This is a genomic window from Salmonella sp. SA15303 (assembly GCF_029962125.1).
GTDB classification, from domain to species: Bacteria; Pseudomonadota; Gammaproteobacteria; order Enterobacterales; family Enterobacteriaceae; genus Salmonella; species Salmonella enterica.
The window spans coordinates 175,462-194,586 of the sequence record NZ_CP123924.1 but is presented as its reverse complement, the minus strand read 5'-3'; the positions used below and the strand labels follow the sequence as shown (position 1 = coordinate 194,586).

Sequence of the window (19,125 nt, the reverse complement as noted above, 5' to 3'; positions counted from 1 at the left end):
CATTCGCCTAAAAACCAGGCAAGCTGATGAATATTGCCCACAAAGGATAGCGTGATGAAACTTGCCGCCTTCGCTCTGACGCTGATACCCGGTATCGCGATCGCCTCATCATGGACCTCACCCGGTTTTCCGACGTTCTCGACGCAGGAAACCGGGCGCTTTACCAGCCATGCTGCATTAACAAAAGGTACACGCGCGTTAACGCTCCATATTGACCAGCAGTGCTGGCAGCCCTCCGGCGCCATAAAACTCAACCAAATGTTGTCGTTAAAACCCTGCGAAGGCGCGCCGCCGCAATGGCGTTTGTTTAAAGATGGCGACTATACGATAACGGTAGATACCCGCTCCGGTACGCCGACCCTGTTGTTATCGATAAAAACTGAACCTGAACGCACCGCGCAGCTCGCCTACCAGTGTCCCGTCTGGGATGGGTCGCCGCTCACGCTGGATGTTCGCCAAACCTTTCCGGAAGGGACGGTAGTGCGCGATTATTACAGTGGTCAAACCGATACCGTCCAAAACGGGCAAATCACGCTGCAACCTGCCGACAGCCACGGGCTTTTATTGCTGGAACGCGCGGAAACCCATGCGCCGGCGCCTTTTAACTGGCGCAACGCCACCGTTTATTTTGTGCTTACGGATCGCTTTCGCAATGGCGATCCAACCAACGACCACAGCTATAGTCGCCATAAGGATGGTATGCAAGAGATTGGCACTTTCCACGGCGGCGATTTGCGCGGGTTGACGAGTCAACTGGACTATCTACAGCAATTAGGCGTGAACGCCTTGTGGATAAGCTCGCCGTTTGAACAGATCCACGGCTGGGTCGGCGGCGGGACAAAAGGCGATTTTCCTCATTACGCCTATCACGGCTATTACACTCAGGACTGGACGACGCTGGATGCCAATATGGGCAGCGAAGCCGATCTCCGCGCGCTGGTCGACGGCGCGCACCAGCGCGGCATCCGTATTTTATTTGACGTAGTAATGAATCATGCCGGTTACGCCACGCTGGCGGATATGCAGGAGTATCAGTTCGGCGCGCTCTATTTATCCGGCGCGGAACGGCAAAAAATTCTCGGCGATCGCTGGACAAACTGGCGACCCGCCGCCGGACAAAGCTGGCACAGCTTTAACGACTACATCAACTTCAGCGACAGCGCCGCCTGGGAAAAATGGTGGGGGAAAAAGTGGATTCGTACCGATATTGGCGACTACGACAGTCCGGGATTTGACGATTTAACCCTGTCGCTGGCCTTCCTGCCGGATATAAAAACGGAATCTACCACGCCTTCCGGTCTACCCGCGTTCTATGCCAACAAACCCGATACTAAAGCAAAGTTCATTGAGGGCTATACGCCACGGGATTATCTGACTCACTGGTTAAGCCAGTGGGTACATGATTACGGCATTGACGGGTTCCGGGTCGATACTGCCAAAAACGTTGAGCTTCCTGCCTGGCAACAGCTAAAAACCCAGGCCAGCGCGGCGTTACGTGAATGGAAGCAGGCCAATCCGGACAAAGCGCTGGATAATAGCCCGTTCTGGATGACTGGCGAAGCGTGGGGCCACGGCGTCATGAAAAGTGATTATTATCGCTATGGTTTCGACGCGATGATCAATTTTGATTATCAGGAGCAGGCGGCGAAAGCGGTCGATTGCCTGGCGGAAATGGGGCCAGTCTGGCAGCAGATGACGGATAAAATGCAGGATTTCAACGTATTAAGTTACCTCTCCTCGCATGATACGCGCCTTTTCCGTGAGGGCGGTGATAAGGCGGCGGAACTGCTGCTGCTTTCGCCAGGCGCGGTGCAGATCTTTTACGGCGATGAATCCGCTCGTCCCTTCGGCCCCACCGGCTCCGACCCGCTGCAAGGCACCCGTTCAGATATGAACTGGCAGGACGTGAGCGGAAAGTCAGCCGCAGCCGTCGCGCACTGGCAGCGTATTAGCCAGTTCCGCGCCAGACATCCCGCCATCGGCGCAGGCCAACAAACCACGCTGACGCTAAAACACGGGTACGGTTTTGTACGCCAGTACGGCGACGATACGGTGATGGTCGTCTGGGCGGGCCGCCGCTAATCGTGGCGCTACCGGTCTCCTCGCGTACCGGTAGCCCCTTCAAAACAAAAAACTAACCTGATAAAAATTTGTAGCATAAAACATCAACACCACCGCCTGACCCCCATTTGCGCCCCGCCATTTGTAGCGTTATGGTTATCCACTTTGACAGACAGTTCGATAGATCACCCGTTATGACATTTTCACTTTTCGGCGATAAATTTACCCGCCATTCAGGCATTACCCGCCTGATGGAGGATCTCAACGACGGCTTACGCACGCCAGGCGCCATCATGCTTGGCGGCGGTAACCCGGCACACATCCCTGCAATGCAGGATTATTTCCAGACGCTACTGACAGATATGGTAGAAAGCGGCAAAGCCGCTGATGCGCTTTGTAATTATGACGGTCCCCAGGGAAAAACGGCGCTACTGAATGCACTGGCCGTACTGCTACGTGAAACGCTGGGATGGGATATCGAACCACAGAATATTGCGCTGACAAATGGCAGTCAGAGCGCGTTTTTCTACTTATTTAATCTCTTCGCCGGACGTCGCGCCGACGGCAGTACGAAAAAGGTACTATTCCCGCTTGCGCCGGAATACATCGGCTATGCAGATTCCGGTCTGGAAGACGACCTCTTCGTTTCGGCGCGGCCGAATATTGAACTGCTGCCGGAAGGCCAGTTTAAGTATCACGTCGATTTTGAGCATCTGCACATCGGCGAAGAAACGGGGATGATTTGCGTCTCGCGCCCAACCAACCCAACCGGTAACGTTATCACCGACGAAGAGCTGATGAAGCTGGACAGACTGGCGAATCAGCACAACATCCCACTGGTGATTGATAACGCTTACGGTGTACCGTTTCCGGGCATTATCTTTAGCGAGGCGCGCCCGCTGTGGAACCCCAATATTATCCTATGCATGAGCCTCTCGAAGCTGGGGCTGCCCGGTTCCCGCTGCGGGATTATCATCGCCAATGATAAGACGATTACCGCCATTGCCAACATGAACGGCATCATCAGCCTTGCGCCCGGGGGCATGGGCCCGGCGATGATGTGCGAAATGATTAAGCGTAACGATCTGCTGCGGCTGTCGGAAACGGTTATCAAACCTTTCTACTATCAGCGCGTTCAACAGACGATCGCGATCATTCGTCGCTATTTATCCGAAGAACGCTGCCTGATTCATAAACCAGAAGGCGCAATATTTTTGTGGCTGTGGTTTAAAGATCTGCCGATTACCACCGAGTTACTCTATCAACGCTTGAAAGCGCGCGGCGTGCTGATGGTGCCGGGCCACTATTTCTTTCCCGGACTGGATAAACCCTGGCCGCACACACACCAGTGTATGCGGATGAACTACGTGCCTGAACCGGACAAAATCGAGGCGGGCGTAAAAATTCTGGCAGAAGAGATAGAACGCGCCTGGCGTGAAGGCTGACGGTTATTCCGGCCATCATGCAGGCCGGAACGACGTTCAGAAAGGTTGAGAATAGAGGCGCTGGCGCTGCACGTGTGCTGCGTCAACGCACTGTAACGCACTGGTCGGGCAGGCTTCCACGCACGCCGGCCCCGCTTCCCGATGCCAGCAAAGATCGCATTTAATCGCCTGCGCGCCTGACGCGGACGCCACCACAGTCATCGCGCCAAACGGGCAAGCCAGCATACAGCTTTTACAACCAATGCAGCGCGATGACGTCACGAAGATATGCCCCCGATCACGGCGAATCGCCTGTACCGGGCAGACATTTGCGCACGGCGCGTCCTCACACTGATGGCAGACCGTGGCCGTGGTGAAGCTATCCTCTTTTATCACCCGGATACGCGGCACAAAGTCCGCCGTCGTCACCGCCGCGCTATTCTGCTGTTCCTGGTGCGACACCACGCAGGCGACCTCGCAGGTACGACACCCGATACACGCCGACGCATCCGCCATAATAAACCGGTTCATTGTTCTCCCCCTGCGTTAAAACGCCAGAATGCCAGAGAGCCATTCCCCGCCGCTTTGATCCCACTACGCAAACGGACAAATTTTGTCAGATGCCTGATAAAACCTGGCGAGCTGTCTTATTCGCGAACGGTAAATCCCAGCTCGTTAGAGATAGCCTGTGCGGTTTCACGCAACGGTTTGAGCAGATTTTTCTCGCCGATCTGTTTTAGCCGTGACGTCGACAGTGAAATAGAAATGGCGTAAGGCACTCGATGGTGAATATCAAACACAGGCACAGCAATACAGGAAACGCCTAGTTCATTTTCTTCGCGATCCATCGCCATGCTGGTTTCACGAATTTGCGCCAGCTCATCGTACATTGCTGGTAAATCGGTAATGGTATTACGAGTCAGCGGCTGGATCTGATCTTTATGGCTTTCCCAGTAAGACGCCACATAATCCGGCTGACCAAACGCCATATAAATTTTCCCCATCGCCGAGCAGTACAGCGGCATATGCTGGCCAATGTAGGCACGCGTGCGCAGCATACCGGTGGTCGGTTCCAGCTTATAAATCAGGATAGCGTGGTCATCTTCACGGCTGGAAAAATTCACCGTCTCGCCGGTGGTCAGGTTGAGCGCCTCAAGGTGCGGTGCCGCAACGTGGATGATATTCAGCGATGACAGGGCTTTTTGGCCGACGGCAATAAACTTTGTCGTCAGACGGTAGCTCCCGGCCGCCGGCGCTGGCGTCACATATCCGCAGGATTGAAGCCCCTGCAACAAACGATGGACGGTACTCTTGTTCAGCCCCGCCAGCTCCGACAGGTGCGCCAGCGGGCAACCGTTCGGGTAGTTACTCAAAATTTCTATCAACATCAGGCCACGAAACAGGCTCTGACTCCCCGCAGGCTTCTCTTTATCGTTGTTCTGGCTCATCAGAAAACTCTCTCCTTTCTTGGGCGATCAGATGGTAGCTCAAAGTGTGTTGCAGTTCACGATATCAGCATAAAAAACATAACCCGATGATTTTAATCATTTTTAAAAACCTTCTCTGGCGTTGCCATGTCAATTTTTGATCTATATATTTGGAACTAGATTTCGCATTATGAAATTTATAGACAAAAAAACATACTAAAATTTCTAACAATCGACCAGGAGAACAGGGATGAAAGTAACTTTCGAAGAGTTAAAAGGGGCCTTCTACCGCGTCTTGCGGTCGCGGAATATTGCGGAAGATACCGCCGACGAGTGCGCGGAAATGTTCGCTCGCACCACCGAGTCCGGTGTCTATTCCCACGGCGTGAACCGCTTTCCTCGCTTCATCCAGCAACTGGATAACGGCGACATTATTCCTGATGCTAAACCGCAGCGGGTTACCAGCCTCGGCGCCATCGAACAGTGGGATGCTCAGCGCGCTATCGGCAACCTGACGGCGAAAAAGATGATGGACCGGGCCATCGAGCTGGCTTCCGATCATGGTATTGGCCTGGTGGCGTTACGTAATGCTAACCACTGGATGCGCGGCGGCAGCTACGGCTGGCAGGCGGCGGAAAAAGGCTATATCGGCATTTGCTGGACCAACTCCATCGCCGTCATGCCGCCGTGGGGGGCGAAAGAGTGCCGTATCGGTACCAATCCGCTGATCGTCGCCATCCCGTCTACGCCGATCACGATGGTAGATATGTCGATGTCGATGTTCTCCTACGGAATGTTAGAAGTTAACCGTCTGGCGGGCCGCGAACTGCCGGTGGACGGCGGTTTCGACGATAACGGTCAGTTGACCAAAGAACCGGGCGTTATCGAGAAAAATCGCCGCATTTTACCGATGGGTTACTGGAAAGGATCTGGTCTGTCGATTGTGCTGGACATGATTGCCACCCTGCTTTCCAACGGCTCTTCCGTTGCCGAAGTGACCCAGGAAAACAGCGATGAATATGGCGTCTCGCAGATTTTCATCGCCATAGAAGTGGATAAGCTGATCGATGGCGCAACCCGCGACGCCAAACTGCAGCGGATTATGGATTTCATCACCACCGCTGAACGCGCCGACGACAACGTCGCGATTCGGCTGCCCGGCCACGAATTTACCAAACTGCTGGATGACAACCGCCGTCACGGTATCACCATTGACGACAGCGTCTGGGCTAAAATTCAGGCGCTGTAAGGAGCCACATCATGATTTTTGGACATATCGCGCAGCCTGATCCGTGCCGGTTACCGTCGGCCATAGAGCAGGCGCTCGATTTCCTGCGTAATACGGACTTTCGCACGCTGGAACCTGGCGTAGTGGAAATCGACGGCAAAAATATCTTCGCGCAGATTATCGATATGACCACCCGCGATGCTGCTGAAAATCGTCCGGAAGTCCATCGCCGCTATCTGGATATTCAGTTTCTGGCATGGGGTGAAGAGAAAATTGGGGTTGCCATTGATACCGGTAATAATCAAATCAGCGAGTCATTATTAGAACAGCGCGATATTATTTTTTATCACGACAGTGAACATGAATCATTCATTGAAATGATACCGGGAAGTTATGCCCTGTTTTTCCCGCAGGATGTTCATCGTCCAGGTTGTAATAAAAGCATTGCTACGCCGATACGGAAAATAGTCGTAAAAGTCGCCATAGACGTTTTATAAAATAGAGTTTACTGGAGCACAAAATGAAAAATAATACCGGTTATATTATCGGTGCGTACCCTTGTGCACCCTCATTTCACCAGAAGAGTGAAGAGGAAGAGACGGAATTCTGGCGGCAACTCTCTGATACTCCGGATATCCGGGGGCTGGAGCAGCCTTGTCTTGAACATCTTCACCCGCTCGGCGACGAGTGGTTATTGCGCCATACACCAGGGAACTGGCAAATCGTGGTCACCGCGATAATGGAAACCATGCGCCGCCGTAGCGAAAACGGCGGTTTTGGATTAGCGTCCAGTGACGAGGAACAGCGTAAAGCCTGCGTGGAATACTACCGTCATCTTTATCAGAAGATCAATAAAATCAATGGGAACAATACCGGCAAAGTCATAGCCCTTGAGCTTCATGCCGCCCCGCTGGCGGGCAATCCGAACGTGGCGCAGGCAACCGACGCCTTTGCGCGCTCATTAAAAGAGATTGCCAACTGGGACTGGTCCTGCGACCTGGTGCTTGAACACTGCGACGCGATGACCGGCCCCGCACCGCGCAAAGGATTCTTACCGTTGGTAAACGTACTGGAAACTATTGCCGACTATGACATAAGCGTCTGCATTAACTGGGCGCGCTCGGCTATTGAAGGGCGGGATACCTCTCTACCGCTGATCCACACGCAGCAGGCCAAACAGGCTGGAAAACTCGGGGCACTGATGTTCTCCGGTACAACGCTGGATGGAGAATACGGCGAATGGCAGGACCTCCATGCTCCGTTTGCACCTTTCTGTCCACAAAGTCTGATGACGGAGAAACATGTTAAAGAACTGATTACCGCCGCCGCTCCCGAACTGTTGCAGTTTACCGGTATTAAATTGTTGGAAATCAATGCCAGTGCCGATATTAATCACCGCATAAATATATTACGCGATGGTATTAACATGATGAAAAAGGCCACACGCCGCTAACCTGAATTAAACATCATCACCTTAATTCTCGGCCTGCAACTCAACGTTGCGCCGACCTAATATAAACCAAACATAAGAAATTAAGTTCCACTATTCAGCATCGAAAGAAATAAGTTTCTATAACCTGATGGAGTCGTTATGAAGCGGGTACTTGAGGGCATACTTGCGGTATTAATTGCCGTACTTTCCTGCATTGTATTTATTAACGTTATTTTACGTTACGGTTTTGAGAGCAGTATTTTGTCGGTAGATGAACTATCACGTTATCTATTTGTATGGCTGACGTTTATTGGCGCCATCGTTGCATTTATGGATAACGCTCACGTTCAGGTCACTTTTGTGGTGGAAAAACTTTCGCCAGCGAATCAGCGTCGTCTCTCGCTGCTGACGCATTCGCTGATTTTATTGTTATGCATCGCATTAGGCTGGGGCAGCCTGCAAAAAGCGTTGCAGGACTGGAGCGATCACTCGCCAATCCTCGGTTTACCGATCGGCCTGATGTATATCGCCTGTCTGCCCACAAGCGTTGCCATCGCGTTAATCGAGCTGCGTCGGCTTTATCACTTAATAACGCGTAACGATTCCTTTCAACAACCACAGCAAGGAGCCTAATCATGGCCGTGGTGATATTTCTCTGCTGCCTGCTCGGCGGGATCGCGATAGGTTTACCCATCGCCTGGTCGCTGCTGCTTTGCGGCGCTGCTCTGATGGCATACCTGGATATGTTTGACGTGCAGATTATGGCGCAAACCCTGGTTAACGGCGCGGACAGTTTCTCCCTACTGGCCATTCCCTTTTTTGTTTTGGCCGGTGAAATCATGAACGCGGGCGGCCTGTCAAAGCGAATTGTCGACCTGCCGATGAAGCTGGTCGGCCATAAGCCCGGCGGCCTGGGCTACGTGGGCGTTATTGCGGCAATGATTATGGCCAGCCTTTCCGGCTCTGCGGTAGCAGATACCGCTGCGGTCGCCGCGCTGCTGGTGCCGATGATGCGCTCCGCAAACTACCCGATCAACCGCTCCGTTGGGTTAATCGCTTCCGGCGGGATCATTGCGCCAATTATTCCCCCCTCGATTCCTTTTATTATCTTCGGCGTTTCCAGCGGCTTGTCGATCAGCAAGCTGTTTATGGCCGGGATCGCACCGGGCATCATGATGGGCGCGGCGCTTATGCTCACCTGGTGGTGGCAGGCCGGGCGATTAAATCTCCCTTCTCAGCCTAAAGCAACACCGCGTGAAATCTGGCAATCATTGGTTTCAGGTATCTGGGCGCTGTTTTTACCGGTGATTATCATCGGCGGCTTCCGTTCCGGACTTTTCACGCCAACGGAGGCAGGGGCGGTCGCCGCGTTTTACGCCCTCTTTGTCGCCGTGGTTATCTATCGGGAATTAACGTTTTCCAGTCTCTACCACGTGCTGGTCAATGCCGCCAAAACGACGTCAGTCGTCATGTTTCTGGTGGCTGCGGCCCAGGTATCCGCCTGGCTGATTACGATCGCGGAATTACCCATGATGGTGTCAGATTTGCTGCAGCCGCTGGTCGACTCTCCGCGACTCTTATTTATCGTCATTATGATCTCAATTATGGTCGTCGGTATGGTGATGGATTTGACGCCAACGGTGTTAATTCTTACCCCTGTATTATTGCCATTAGTTAAAGAAGCCAATATTGACCCGATTTATTTCGGCGTCATGTTCATTATTAACTGCTCTATTGGATTAATCACACCGCCCGTTGGCAACGTCCTCAACGTTATTTCCGGGGTAGCAAAATTGAAATTTGATGACGCGGTAAGAGGCGTATTCCCTTACGTTGTCGTCCTGATGTCGCTGCTGGTTTTATTTATTTTTATTCCCGAGCTAATTATCACACCGCTTAAATGGATTAATTAAAGGATAATATTATGAAATTACACGTTATTGCTCGTTCATTATTGATAGCTGGTCTGACGGTTTTCAGCGTGTCGTCTCTGGCGGCGCAATCTTTACGTTTTGGTTATGAAACACCGCAAACTGACTCCCAACATATTGCCGCGAAAAAATTTAACGAACTATTAAAAGAAAAAACTAACGGCGAATTAACGCTAAAACTCTTTCCTGACAGCACATTAGGTAACGCCCAGGCAATGATCAGCGGGGTGCGCGGCGGAACCATTGATATGGAAATGTCCGGTTCGAACAATTTCACCGGCCTGGCCCCTGTATTCAACTTACTTGATGTCCCCTTCCTGTTTCGCGATACCGCGCATGCGCATAAAACGCTCGACGGCAAAGTCGGCGATGAACTGAAAAAATCACTCGATTCAAAAGGGTTAAAAGTGCTGGCCTACTGGGAAAACGGCTGGCGCGACGTCACCAACTCCCGCGCGCCGGTAAAAACGCCGGGCGATTTGAAAGGCTTAAAAATCCGCACTAACAACAGCCCAATGAATATCGCGGCCTTTAAAATCTTCGGCGCGAACCCTATTCCGATGCCATTCTCCGAAGTCTATACCGGCCTCGAAACCCGTACGATTGATGCCCAGGAACACCCTATCAACGTCGTGTGGTCAGCGAAATTCTATGAGGTACAGAAATACCTCTCCCTCACTCATCACGCCTATTCGCCTCTGCTGCTGGTGATCAATAAAGCCAAATTCGACGCTTTAAGCCCGCAGTTCCAGGAGGCACTGCTGAGTTCCGCCAAAGAAGCGGGTGACTATCAGCGCAAACTGGTCGCCGAAGATCAGCAAAAAATTATCGATGGCATGAAAGAAGCCGAAGTTGAAGTCCTGACCGATATCGACCGTAAAGCCTTCAGCGATGCGCTGGGCAGCCAGGTGCGCGATATGTTCCTGAAAGATAACCCGCAGGGCGCCGATCTCCTGAAAGCCGTGGACGAGGTGCAATAAGTCATGAGCAACTACTGGCTGGGGTTAGATTGTGGTGGGAGTTGGCTAAAAGCCGGGTTGTACGATGGCGCAGGCCGGGAAGTAGCGGTGCAACGCCTGCCGCTGCACGCTTTAAGCCCGCAGCCAGGCTGGGTTGAACGCGATATGACCGAGCTGTGGCAACAGTGCGCCTCGGTCATCAGCAAACTGCTGGCGCACACGGGGGTGAGCGGCTCACAAATCCGCGGTCTGGGTATTTCCGCTCAGGGTAAGGGCCTGTTCCTGTTAGATAAAAGCGATCGGCCATTAGGTAAAGCGATACTCTCTTCCGACCGTCGCGCCATGGAAATTGTCCAGCGCTGGCAAAAAGAAGCGGTTCCGCAAAAACTCTACCCGCTGACCCGGCAAACCCTGTGGACCGGGCATCCAGTCTCCCTTTTACGCTGGGTAAAAGAGAATGAGCCGCAGCGCTACGCGCAGATAGGCTGCGTCATGATGACGCATGACTATCTGCGCTGGTGCTTAACCGGCGTGAAAGGCTGTGAGGAGAGCAACATCTCCGAGTCCAACCTCTACAACATGGCGACGGGCCAGTACGACCCGCGTCTGACCGAGTGGCTGGGCATCAGTGAAATCGACAGCGCGCTGTCCCCCGTGGTGGGTTCAGCCGAAATATGCGGGGAGATCACCGCTCAGGCAGCCGCCATCACCGGTCTGGCGGCGGGTACCCCCGTCGTCGGCGGCCTGTTTGATGTGGTTTCCACCGCCCTTTGCGCCGGTATTGAGGATGAATCGACCCTCAATGCGGTGATGGGCACCTGGGCCGTCACCAGCGGCATCGCTCACGGCCTGCGCGACCATGAGGCCCACCCTTACGTCTATGGCCGCTACGTCAATGACGGGCAGTATATCGTTCACGAAGCCAGCCCGACCTCCTCCGGCAACCTTGAATGGTTTACCGCCCAGTGGGGCGACCTCTCTTTTGACGAGATCAATCAGGCGGTCGCCAGCCTGCCGAAAGCCGGTAGCGACCTTTTTTTTCTGCCGTTTCTCTACGGCAGCAATGCCGGACTGGAGATGACCTGCGGTTTTTACGGCATGCAGGCGCTGCACAACCGCGCGCACCTGCTACAGGCGCTCTATGAAGGCGTGGTCTTCAGCCATATGACCCACCTCAACCGCATGCGTGAACGCTTTACCGAGGTTTGCGCCCTGCGCGTTACCGGCGGCCCGGCCCACTCCGACGTCTGGATGCAGATGCTGGCGGACGTCAGCGGTTTACGCATTGAGCTGCCGCAGGTGGAGGAGACCGGCTGCTTCGGCGCGGCGCTGGCTGCCCGCGTCGGCACCGGCGTATATCGCGATTTCCGCGAGGCCCAACGCGACCTGCAGCACCCGGTGCGCACGCTGCTGCCGGACATGACCGCGCACGCCCTCTACCAGCGCAAATACCGCCAATACCAGGATTTGATTGAAGCACTACAGGGCTATCACGCCCGTATTAAGGAGCACGCATTATGAGCCGACCATTACTGCAACTGGCGCTCGACCACACCAGTCTGGAAGCAGCCCAACGCGATGTCGCCCTGCTACAGGATCATGTCGATATCGTTGAGGCCGGAACCATCCTTTGTTTAACCGAAGGCCTTAGCGCGGTGAAAGCCCTGCGAGCGCAGTGCCCGGAAAAAATCATCGTCGCCGACTGGAAAGTGGCCGATGCCGGTGAAACCCTGGCGCAGCAGGCTTTTGGCGCTGGCGCTAACTGGATGACTATCATCTGCGCCGCGCCGCTCGCGACCGTCGAGAAAGGCCATGCCGTCGCGCAATCCTGCGGCGGTGAAATTCAAATGGAGCTGTTCGGCAACTGGACGCTGGACGACGCCCGAGACTGGTATCGCACCGGCGTGCGTCAGGCGATTTATCATCGCGGACGCGATGCGCAGGCCAGCGGGCAACAGTGGGGAGAAGCGGACCTGGCACGCATGAAGGCGTTGTCCGACATCGGCCTTGAACTATCGATTACCGGCGGCATTACCCCAGCGGATCTGCCGCTGTTCCGCGACATTAACGTTAAGGCATTTATCGCCGGACGTGCGCTGGCAGGTGCCGCCCATCCGGCGCAGGTCGCCGCCGAATTCCACGCCCAAATTGACGCCATTTGGGGAGAAAAGCATGCGTAATCATCCATTAGGTATTTACGAGAAAGCACTGGCGAAAGACCTCAGTTGGCCAGAGCGGCTGGTGCTGGCAAAAAGCTGCGGTTTTGATTTTGTCGAGATGTCGGTGGATGAAACCGACGAACGCCTTTCTCGCCTGGAGTGGACGCCAGCCCAACGCGCATCGCTGGTGAACGCGATGCTGGAAAGCGGCGTCGCTATCCCGTCAATGTGTCTCTCCGCCCATCGCCGTTTCCCTTTTGGCAGCCGCGACGAAGCGGTACGCCAGCGGGCGCGTGAAATCATGACCAAAGCCATTCGCCTGGCGCGCGACCTGGGGATCCGCACCATCCAGTTGGCAGGTTACGACGTCTATTACGAAGAGCACGACGAAGGCACCCAGCAACGTTTCGCCGAAGGGCTGGCGTGGGCGGTGGAACAGGCCGCAGCGGCGCAGGTGATGCTGGCGGTGGAGATCATGGATACCGCGTTTATGAACTCCATCAGCAAGTGGAAAAAGTGGGACGAGATGCTTTCGTCACCGTGGTTCACCGTTTATCCAGACGTCGGCAACCTCAGCGCCTGGGGGAACGACGTGACCGCCGAGCTGAAGCTGGGTATTGACCGTATCGCCGCTATCCACCTGAAAGACACGCTGCCGGTGACCGGTGACAGCCCCGGCCAGTTCCGCGACGTGCCGTTTGGCGAAGGATGCGTTGATTTTGTCGGCATCTTCAAAACGCTGCATGAGCTGAATTATCGCGGTTCATTTCTGATTGAGATGTGGACAGAGAAAGCCAGCGAGCCGGTGCTGGAAATTATCCAGGCCCGACGCTGGATTGAATCACGGATGCAGGAAGGAGGTTTCACATGTTAGAGCAACTGAAAGCCGAGGTGCTGGCGGCCAACCTGGCCCTCCCGGCGCACGGGCTGGTCACCTTTACCTGGGGCAACGTCAGCGCGGTCGATGAGACGCGCAAACTGATGGTCATCAAGCCTTCCGGCGTTGAATATGAGGTGATGACCGCCGACGATATGGTGGTGGTAGAGATCGCCAGCGGTAAGGTCGTTGAAGGCCATAAAAAACCGTCGTCCGATACCGCGACCCATCTGGCGCTCTATCGCCGCTATCCGCAGATCGGTGGGATCGTGCATACCCATTCCCGCCATGCGACGATCTGGTCGCAGGCCGGGCTCGATCTGCCCGCCTGGGGCACCACCCACGCCGACTATTTCTATGGCGCGATCCCCTGTACCCGGCTGATGACCGTTGAGGAAATTAACGGCGAGTACGAGTATCAGACCGGCGAGGTGATTATTAAAACCTTTGAAGAGCGCGGTCTCGATCCGGCGCAAATCCCGGCGGTATTGGTTCATTCGCACGGCCCGTTTGCCTGGGGTAAAAATGCCGCCGATGCCGTCCACAACGCCGTGGTGCTTGAGGAGTGTGCCTATATGGGGCTGTTCTCGCGCCAGCTGGCCCCGCAGCTACCGGATATGCAGCCTGAACTGCTCGATAAACACTATCTGCGTAAACACGGCGCGAATGCCTATTACGGGCAGTAATGCCGGCAGCCACAGCCTGTGTCAGATGGCGGCTGCGCCTTATCCGACCTACAAGATTTGCAATATCAATACGTTGTGATGAACTCTTGTAGGCCCGATAAGCAAAGCGCCATCGGGCATTCAGTTTGCAACCGCTTTGTCAGAGGGCCAAAGATTATACTCAAGAATTAACGTGTTCCTTACTGTAGCGCCGCTTCCAGGCGGTAGGCGTCAGGCCGGTGTGCTTGCGGAAGATCTGGCGAAAGTAACCAACGTCATTAAAACCGCACCGTTCCGCCACCTCTTTTAACGAACGCGCGTCGCTAATCAGCAACTTTTCCGCCTCGCGCACCCGCTGGCGGTGGATGGCTTCCGTTAGCGTAAGGTGAAATACCCGCCGATAAACGCGTCCCAGATAATCCACATTGCAATGCAGTTCTTTCGCCAGAACCGCGCTGGAAAGCGGCAGGTGATAGTGCGTTCGAATCAGCTGCTGCGCTTTCCAGGCCAGCGACACGCCAGCGGCCTCGGCGTTTTCATTCTGCCGGGCGTCAACGGTGAGCTGCTGCAAAATCAGCAGCACGATGAACTCCAGCGCCGGGCTGCGCTGGTGCTTTTCCTGCTCGTTCATAAACTGGCGAAAAAGCGCAATCAGCGCCTGCGGATCGGCAACCTGGGTATGCTGCGGCACGGAAAGATGCGTCAGCCAGCGCGGGTCGCTGTCCGGCGCTTTGACCTCAAAATGGAGCCAGTAAAATTTAAGATCGGCGGGAAACTCCTCAACGCCAATATGGCGGCGATGCGGCCAAAGCAACAGGCTTTCCCCGGCTTCGACACAGAAAACACATTCTTCTTCCTGAATTTTCAGGCAGCCTTTTTCCACAAATATAATTTCCCACGATTGCAGACGCCTGGCTGGATGACGCCCAATACCGCGAGAAATAAATAATCCGCCGTTTTGGACTTTAATCGGTAATGTTATGGATAATTCGAGCATTAATATGTCATTTCCCGCTCATTCAGCACCGTATTTCATATTAGCTTTTGATTATTAACTAAAAATAGTCATTTCACTCGATCCATCTCACATTTTTAAATGCGGGTCGGAATCGTCATCTTTTTTTACTCTTTTATCGCCTTGTCGCTCACCGCTATCTGGGCAAAATGAATCAGGTCATAACGCGAAAATAAAAATTACTGCCATAAAATACCCCGTCAGCGAGGAATATCTATGACCTCTACAGCCTTAAGGAGCACGAAATGAACGTACTGGAAGTCGATCTGCATAAACTGACGGTCAGCGATCCGTTCCTCGGACAGTATCAACAACTGGTTCGCGATGTGGTTATTCCTTACCAGTGGGATGCGTTAAACGATCGTATTCCAGAGGCTGAACCCAGCCATGCCATTGAAAATTTCCGCATTGCCGCAGGCCAGCAGACGGGCGACTTTTACGGCATGGTCTTTCAGGACAGCGACGTGGCGAAATGGCTGGAAGCGGTTGCCTGGTCACTGTGCCAGAAGCCCGATCCCGCGCTTGAGAAAACCGCCGATGAGGTGATTGAACTGGTGGCCGCCGCGCAGTGTGACGATGGCTATCTCAATACGTACTTTACGGCAAAAGCCCCGCAAGAACGCTGGAGCAACCTGGCGGAGTGCCATGAGCTTTATTGCGCCGGGCATCTGATTGAAGCGGGCGTCGCCTTCTTTCAGGCCACCGGCAAGCGTCGGCTGCTAGACGTCGTTTGTTGCCTGGCCGATCATATCGACAGCACTTTCGGCCCTGGCGAAAATCAGCTGCACGGCTATCCGGGCCACCCGGAAATTGAGCTGGCGCTGATGCGTCTGTATGAGGTAACAGAGCAGCCGCGCTATATGACGCTGGCAAGCTACTTTATCGGACAGCGCGGCACCCAACCGCACTTCTACGACGAAGAGTACGAAAAACGCGGCCAGACCTCGTACTGGCATACCTACGGCCCGGCGTGGATGGTCAAAGACAAAGCCTACAGCCAGGCGCATCTGCCAATTTCGCAGCAGCAGACGGCCATTGGCCACGCGGTACGTTTTGTCTATCTGATGACCGGCGTGGCGCATCTCGCTCGCCTGAGCAACGATGAAGGCAAACGCCAGGACTGCCTGCGCCTGTGGAAAAATATGGCACAGCGTCAGCTGTATATCACCGGCGGGATTGGCTCGCAGAGCAGCGGCGAATCCTTTAGCAGCGATTACGATTTACCGAATGATTCGGTCTATGCGGAAAGTTGCGCTTCAATCGGCCTGATGATGTTCGCCCGCCGGATGCTGGAAATGGAAGCCGATAGCCAGTACGCCGACGTGATGGAGCGCGCGCTGTACAACACCGTCCTCGGTGGTATGGCGCTCGATGGCAAGCATTTCTTCTACGTCAACCCGCTGGAAGTGCATCCAAAATCGTTAAAATTCAACCATATTTACGATCACGTTAAGCCCATCCGCCAGCGCTGGTTTGGCTGCGCCTGCTGCCCGCCGAACATCGCCCGCGTGCTCACCTCCCTTGGTCACTACATCTACACGCCGCGTGCGGATGCGCTGTACATCAATATGTACGTGGGTAACAGCATGGAAATACCGGTTGGAAATGGCGCGCTCAAACTGCGGATTGGCGGGAACTACCCGTGGCAAGAGCAGGTGAAGATCGCCATCGACTCTGTGCAGCCGGTACGTCACACGCTGGCGCTACGTCTGCCGGACTGGTGCCCTGAGGCAAAAGTGACGCTCAACGGGCTGGAAGTGGAGCAGGATATTCGCAAAGGTTATCTGCATATCCGTCGAACCTGGCAGGAGGGCGATACGATAACCCTGACGCTGCCGATGCCGGTTCGCCGCGTGTATGGCAATCCGCTGGCGCGTCACGTCGCCGGTAAGGTGGCCATTCAGCGCGGGCCGCTGGTCTATTGCCTTGAGCAGGCCGATAACGGCGAAGAACTGCATAATCTGTGGCTACCGAAAGAGAGTGAGTTCCGGGTCTTTGAGGGCAAAGGGCTTTTTGCGCATAAGATGCTGATTCAGGCTGAAGGCGAGAAGCAAAGCGCCCCAGATGCGCAGCATCAGGCGTTGTGGCACTACGATAACGCGCCGTCATCGCGCCAGCCGCAGACGCTAACGTTCATTCCGTGGTTTAGCTGGGCCAACCGTGGCGAGGGCGAAATGCGGATTTGGGTTAACGAGCGGTAATACTGTGCCGGATGGCGGCTGCGCCTTATCCGGCCTACAAGATTTGCAATATCAGTATATTGCGATGAATTTTTGTAGGCCCGATAAGCGCAGCGCCATCAGACATTACCACCAGGCTAATATCAACGCGGTAGGCCCGATAAGCGCAGCGCCATCGGGCATTACCTCTTGCGTCAGAACAGCCCCAGAGGCTTATCGGAATAGCTCACCAGCAGGCACTTGGTTTGCTGGTAGTGTTCCAGCATCATCTTATGCGTTTCGCGCCCGATGCCCGACTGCTTATAGCCGCCGAACGCAGCATGTGCCGGATAGGCGTGATAGCAGTTGGTCCATACGCGCCCGGCCTGAATGCCGCGCCCCATCTTATAGGCCAGATTGCCGTTGCGGCTCCAGACGCCAGCGCCCAGGCCGTATTGGGTATCGTTAGCGATTTCCAGCGCCTCCTCCATGGTTTTAAAGGTGGTTACCGCCAGCACCGGGCCAAAAATCTCCTCCTGAAAGACGCGCATATTGTTCTTACCAAACAGAATGGTAGGCTCAAGGTAATAGCCCTCTTTAAGTTCGCCATCCAGTTCCTTGCGTCGCCCACCGGTCAGAATATCGGCCCCCTCTTTTTTACCGATATCGATATAATTGAGGATAGTTTCAAGCTGGCCGTGGGAGACCTGCGCCCCCATCTGTGTACCGCTATCTAGCGGGTTCCCGCTGCGAATGCTCTCTACCCGGCGAATAGCGCGCTCCATAAAGCGCTCATAGATGGACTCCTGGACCAGCGCACGGCTTGGACAGGTACACACCTCGCCCTGGTTAAAGGCAAACAGGGCAAATCCCTCCAGCGCTTTATCAAAGAACGCATCTTCCTCATCCATCACGTCGGCGAAGAAGATATTGGGCGACTTGCCGCCTAACTCCAGCGTTACCGGAATAATATTCTGCGTGGCGTACTGCATGATCTGTTGACCCACTTCCGTCGAACCGGTAAACGCCACCTTCGCGATACGTTTCGAGGTCGCCAGATATTCGCCAATCTCGCCGCCCGCGCCGTTCACGACGTTGACGACGCCCGGCGGTAACAGATCGCCAATGACTTCCATTAACAGCAGAACGGAAAGCGGCGTCAGGCGTGCCGGTTTAAGCACCACGCAGTTACCCGCCGCCAGCGCTGGCGCCATTTTCCAGCTTGCCATCAACAACGGAAAGTTCCACGGGATTATCTGCCCCACGACGCCAAGCGGTTCGTGAAAATGGTAGGCCACGGTTTCGCTATCAACTTCGCTAATCCCGCCCTCCTGCGCACGTATACAGGAGGCGAAATAGCGGAAATGATCGATCGCCAGCGGTACGTCGGCGGCGCTGGTTTCACGAATCGGTTTACCGTTATCCCAGGTTTCCGCTGTCGCCAACAGCTCGAGGTTTTGTTCCATCCGATCGGCGATCTTAAACAAGATAGCGGCACGGTCTTGTACTGACGTATGCGCCCACTTATCTTTCGCCTTATGCGCGGCGTCGAGCGCTAAATCGATATCTTTTTTACCGGAGGAAGCGACTTCACATAGCGGCTGGCCGGTCACTGGCGTCAGGTTTTGATAATATTCGCCGTCGGCGGGCGCAACCCAGTCACCGCCGATAAAATTGTCATAGCGGGCTTTTAACTTCAGTGGGTACCCGTATTCACCTGGCTGAATACGTGTTGAAGGGGGATTGTTCGTCATGACCAACTCCTTATTGTAAAGGTACTCCACAAGG

General features: G+C 54.4%; 17 protein-coding genes. 13 read left to right on the top strand and 4 right to left on the bottom strand.

Annotated features, from left to right (window positions below; all coding sequences use genetic code 11):
- Positions 1–54 precede the first annotated feature (54 nt).
- Positions 55–2,082 carry an alpha-amylase gene (locus QEN31_RS00910; protein WP_000761305.1) on the top strand — a complete coding sequence of 676 codons (2,028 nt, stop codon included), beginning with the start codon at positions 55–57 and terminating at the stop codon, positions 2,080–2,082.
- Positions 2,083–2,255: 173 nt separating this feature from the next.
- Positions 2,256–3,506, top strand: coding sequence for a valine--pyruvate transaminase (avtA, locus tag QEN31_RS00905; protein WP_000144381.1), 1,251 nt, complete (start codon positions 2,256–2,258; stop codon positions 3,504–3,506).
- 36 nt (positions 3,507–3,542) lie between these two features.
- On the opposite strand, the gene QEN31_RS00900 is transcribed toward avtA, so the two are convergent.
- On the bottom strand, positions 3,543–4,016 hold the full coding sequence (locus QEN31_RS00900; RefSeq protein WP_001078820.1) for a 4Fe-4S dicluster domain-containing protein: 474 nt from the start codon (positions 4,014–4,016) through the stop codon (positions 3,543–3,545).
- A 116-nt stretch (positions 4,017–4,132) separates the two neighbouring features.
- Positions 4,133–4,933 (bottom strand): IclR family transcriptional regulator YiaJ, encoded by an 801-nt coding sequence (gene yiaJ, locus QEN31_RS00895; RefSeq protein ID WP_000081340.1) that lies wholly within the window; start codon positions 4,931–4,933, stop codon positions 4,133–4,135.
- A 229-nt stretch (positions 4,934–5,162) separates the two neighbouring features.
- Here yiaJ and yiaK point away from each other — a divergent pair, with 229 nt between their 5' ends.
- The 10 genes from yiaK (at position 5,163) to araD (ending at position 14,184) form a co-directional block, all read left to right on the top strand.
- Positions 5,163–6,161 (top strand): 3-dehydro-L-gulonate 2-dehydrogenase, encoded by a 999-nt coding sequence (yiaK, locus tag QEN31_RS00890; protein ID WP_000869012.1) that lies wholly within the window; start codon positions 5,163–5,165, stop codon positions 6,159–6,161.
- An 11-nt stretch (positions 6,162–6,172) separates the two neighbouring features.
- Positions 6,173–6,637, top strand: a complete 465-nt coding sequence (locus QEN31_RS00885; RefSeq protein WP_000576056.1) for a YhcH/YjgK/YiaL family protein — start codon at positions 6,173–6,175, stop codon at positions 6,635–6,637.
- Between the two features lie 23 nt (positions 6,638–6,660).
- Complete coding sequence (locus tag QEN31_RS00880; RefSeq protein ID WP_000794981.1) at positions 6,661–7,593, top strand: DUF4862 family protein; 933 nt, start codon at positions 6,661–6,663, stop codon at positions 7,591–7,593.
- A gap of 138 nt (positions 7,594–7,731) precedes the next feature.
- A complete protein-coding gene (gene yiaM, locus QEN31_RS00875) occupies positions 7,732–8,205 on the top strand; it encodes a 2,3-diketo-L-gulonate TRAP transporter small permease YiaM (RefSeq protein ID WP_000832313.1) in 474 nt (157 codons plus the stop codon).
- A 2-nt stretch (positions 8,206–8,207) separates the two neighbouring features.
- Positions 8,208–9,485, top strand: coding sequence for a 2,3-diketo-L-gulonate TRAP transporter large permease YiaN (yiaN, locus tag QEN31_RS00870; RefSeq protein ID WP_000301822.1), 1,278 nt, complete (start codon positions 8,208–8,210; stop codon positions 9,483–9,485).
- 11 nt (positions 9,486–9,496) lie between these two features.
- Positions 9,497–10,483: a 2,3-diketo-L-gulonate TRAP transporter substrate-binding protein YiaO gene (gene yiaO / locus QEN31_RS00865; protein WP_000766336.1), complete on the top strand. Its 987-nt coding sequence runs from the start codon at positions 9,497–9,499 to the stop codon at positions 10,481–10,483.
- Between the two features lie 3 nt (positions 10,484–10,486).
- Positions 10,487–11,983 (top strand): FGGY-family carbohydrate kinase, encoded by a 1,497-nt coding sequence (locus tag QEN31_RS00860; protein ID WP_000074064.1) that lies wholly within the window; start codon positions 10,487–10,489, stop codon positions 11,981–11,983.
- Positions 11,980–12,642: a 3-keto-L-gulonate-6-phosphate decarboxylase UlaD gene (gene ulaD / locus QEN31_RS00855; RefSeq protein ID WP_000089527.1), complete on the top strand. Its 663-nt coding sequence runs from the start codon at positions 11,980–11,982 to the stop codon at positions 12,640–12,642. Before QEN31_RS00860 ends, ulaD begins: the two co-directional genes overlap by 4 nt.
- Positions 12,635–13,495, top strand: a complete 861-nt coding sequence (locus tag QEN31_RS00850) for an L-ribulose-5-phosphate 3-epimerase (RefSeq protein WP_001244031.1) — start codon at positions 12,635–12,637, stop codon at positions 13,493–13,495. Before ulaD ends, QEN31_RS00850 begins: the two co-directional genes overlap by 8 nt.
- Positions 13,489–14,184, top strand: a complete 696-nt coding sequence (gene araD / locus QEN31_RS00845) for an L-ribulose-5-phosphate 4-epimerase (RefSeq protein ID WP_000893169.1) — start codon at positions 13,489–13,491, stop codon at positions 14,182–14,184. The genes QEN31_RS00850 and araD overlap by 7 nt, the downstream gene beginning before the upstream one ends.
- Before the next feature lie 160 nt (positions 14,185–14,344).
- Here araD and QEN31_RS00840 read toward each other — a convergent pair whose 3' ends face one another.
- Positions 14,345–15,160, bottom strand: coding sequence for an AraC family transcriptional regulator (locus tag QEN31_RS00840; protein ID WP_000891805.1), 816 nt, complete (start codon positions 15,158–15,160; stop codon positions 14,345–14,347).
- A 263-nt stretch (positions 15,161–15,423) separates the two neighbouring features.
- On the opposite strand from QEN31_RS00840, the gene QEN31_RS00835 reads away from it, so the two are divergent.
- The gene (locus QEN31_RS00835) at positions 15,424–17,379 is read left to right on the top strand and encodes a glycoside hydrolase family 127 protein (protein ID WP_001101492.1); all 1,956 of its coding nucleotides are present in this window, start codon (positions 15,424–15,426) and stop codon (positions 17,377–17,379) included.
- Between the two features lie 173 nt (positions 17,380–17,552).
- On the opposite strand, the gene aldB is transcribed toward QEN31_RS00835, so the two are convergent.
- On the bottom strand, positions 17,553–19,091 hold the full coding sequence (aldB, locus tag QEN31_RS00830) for an aldehyde dehydrogenase AldB (RefSeq protein ID WP_000183988.1): 1,539 nt from the start codon (positions 19,089–19,091) through the stop codon (positions 17,553–17,555).
- Positions 19,092–19,125 lie beyond the last annotated feature (34 nt).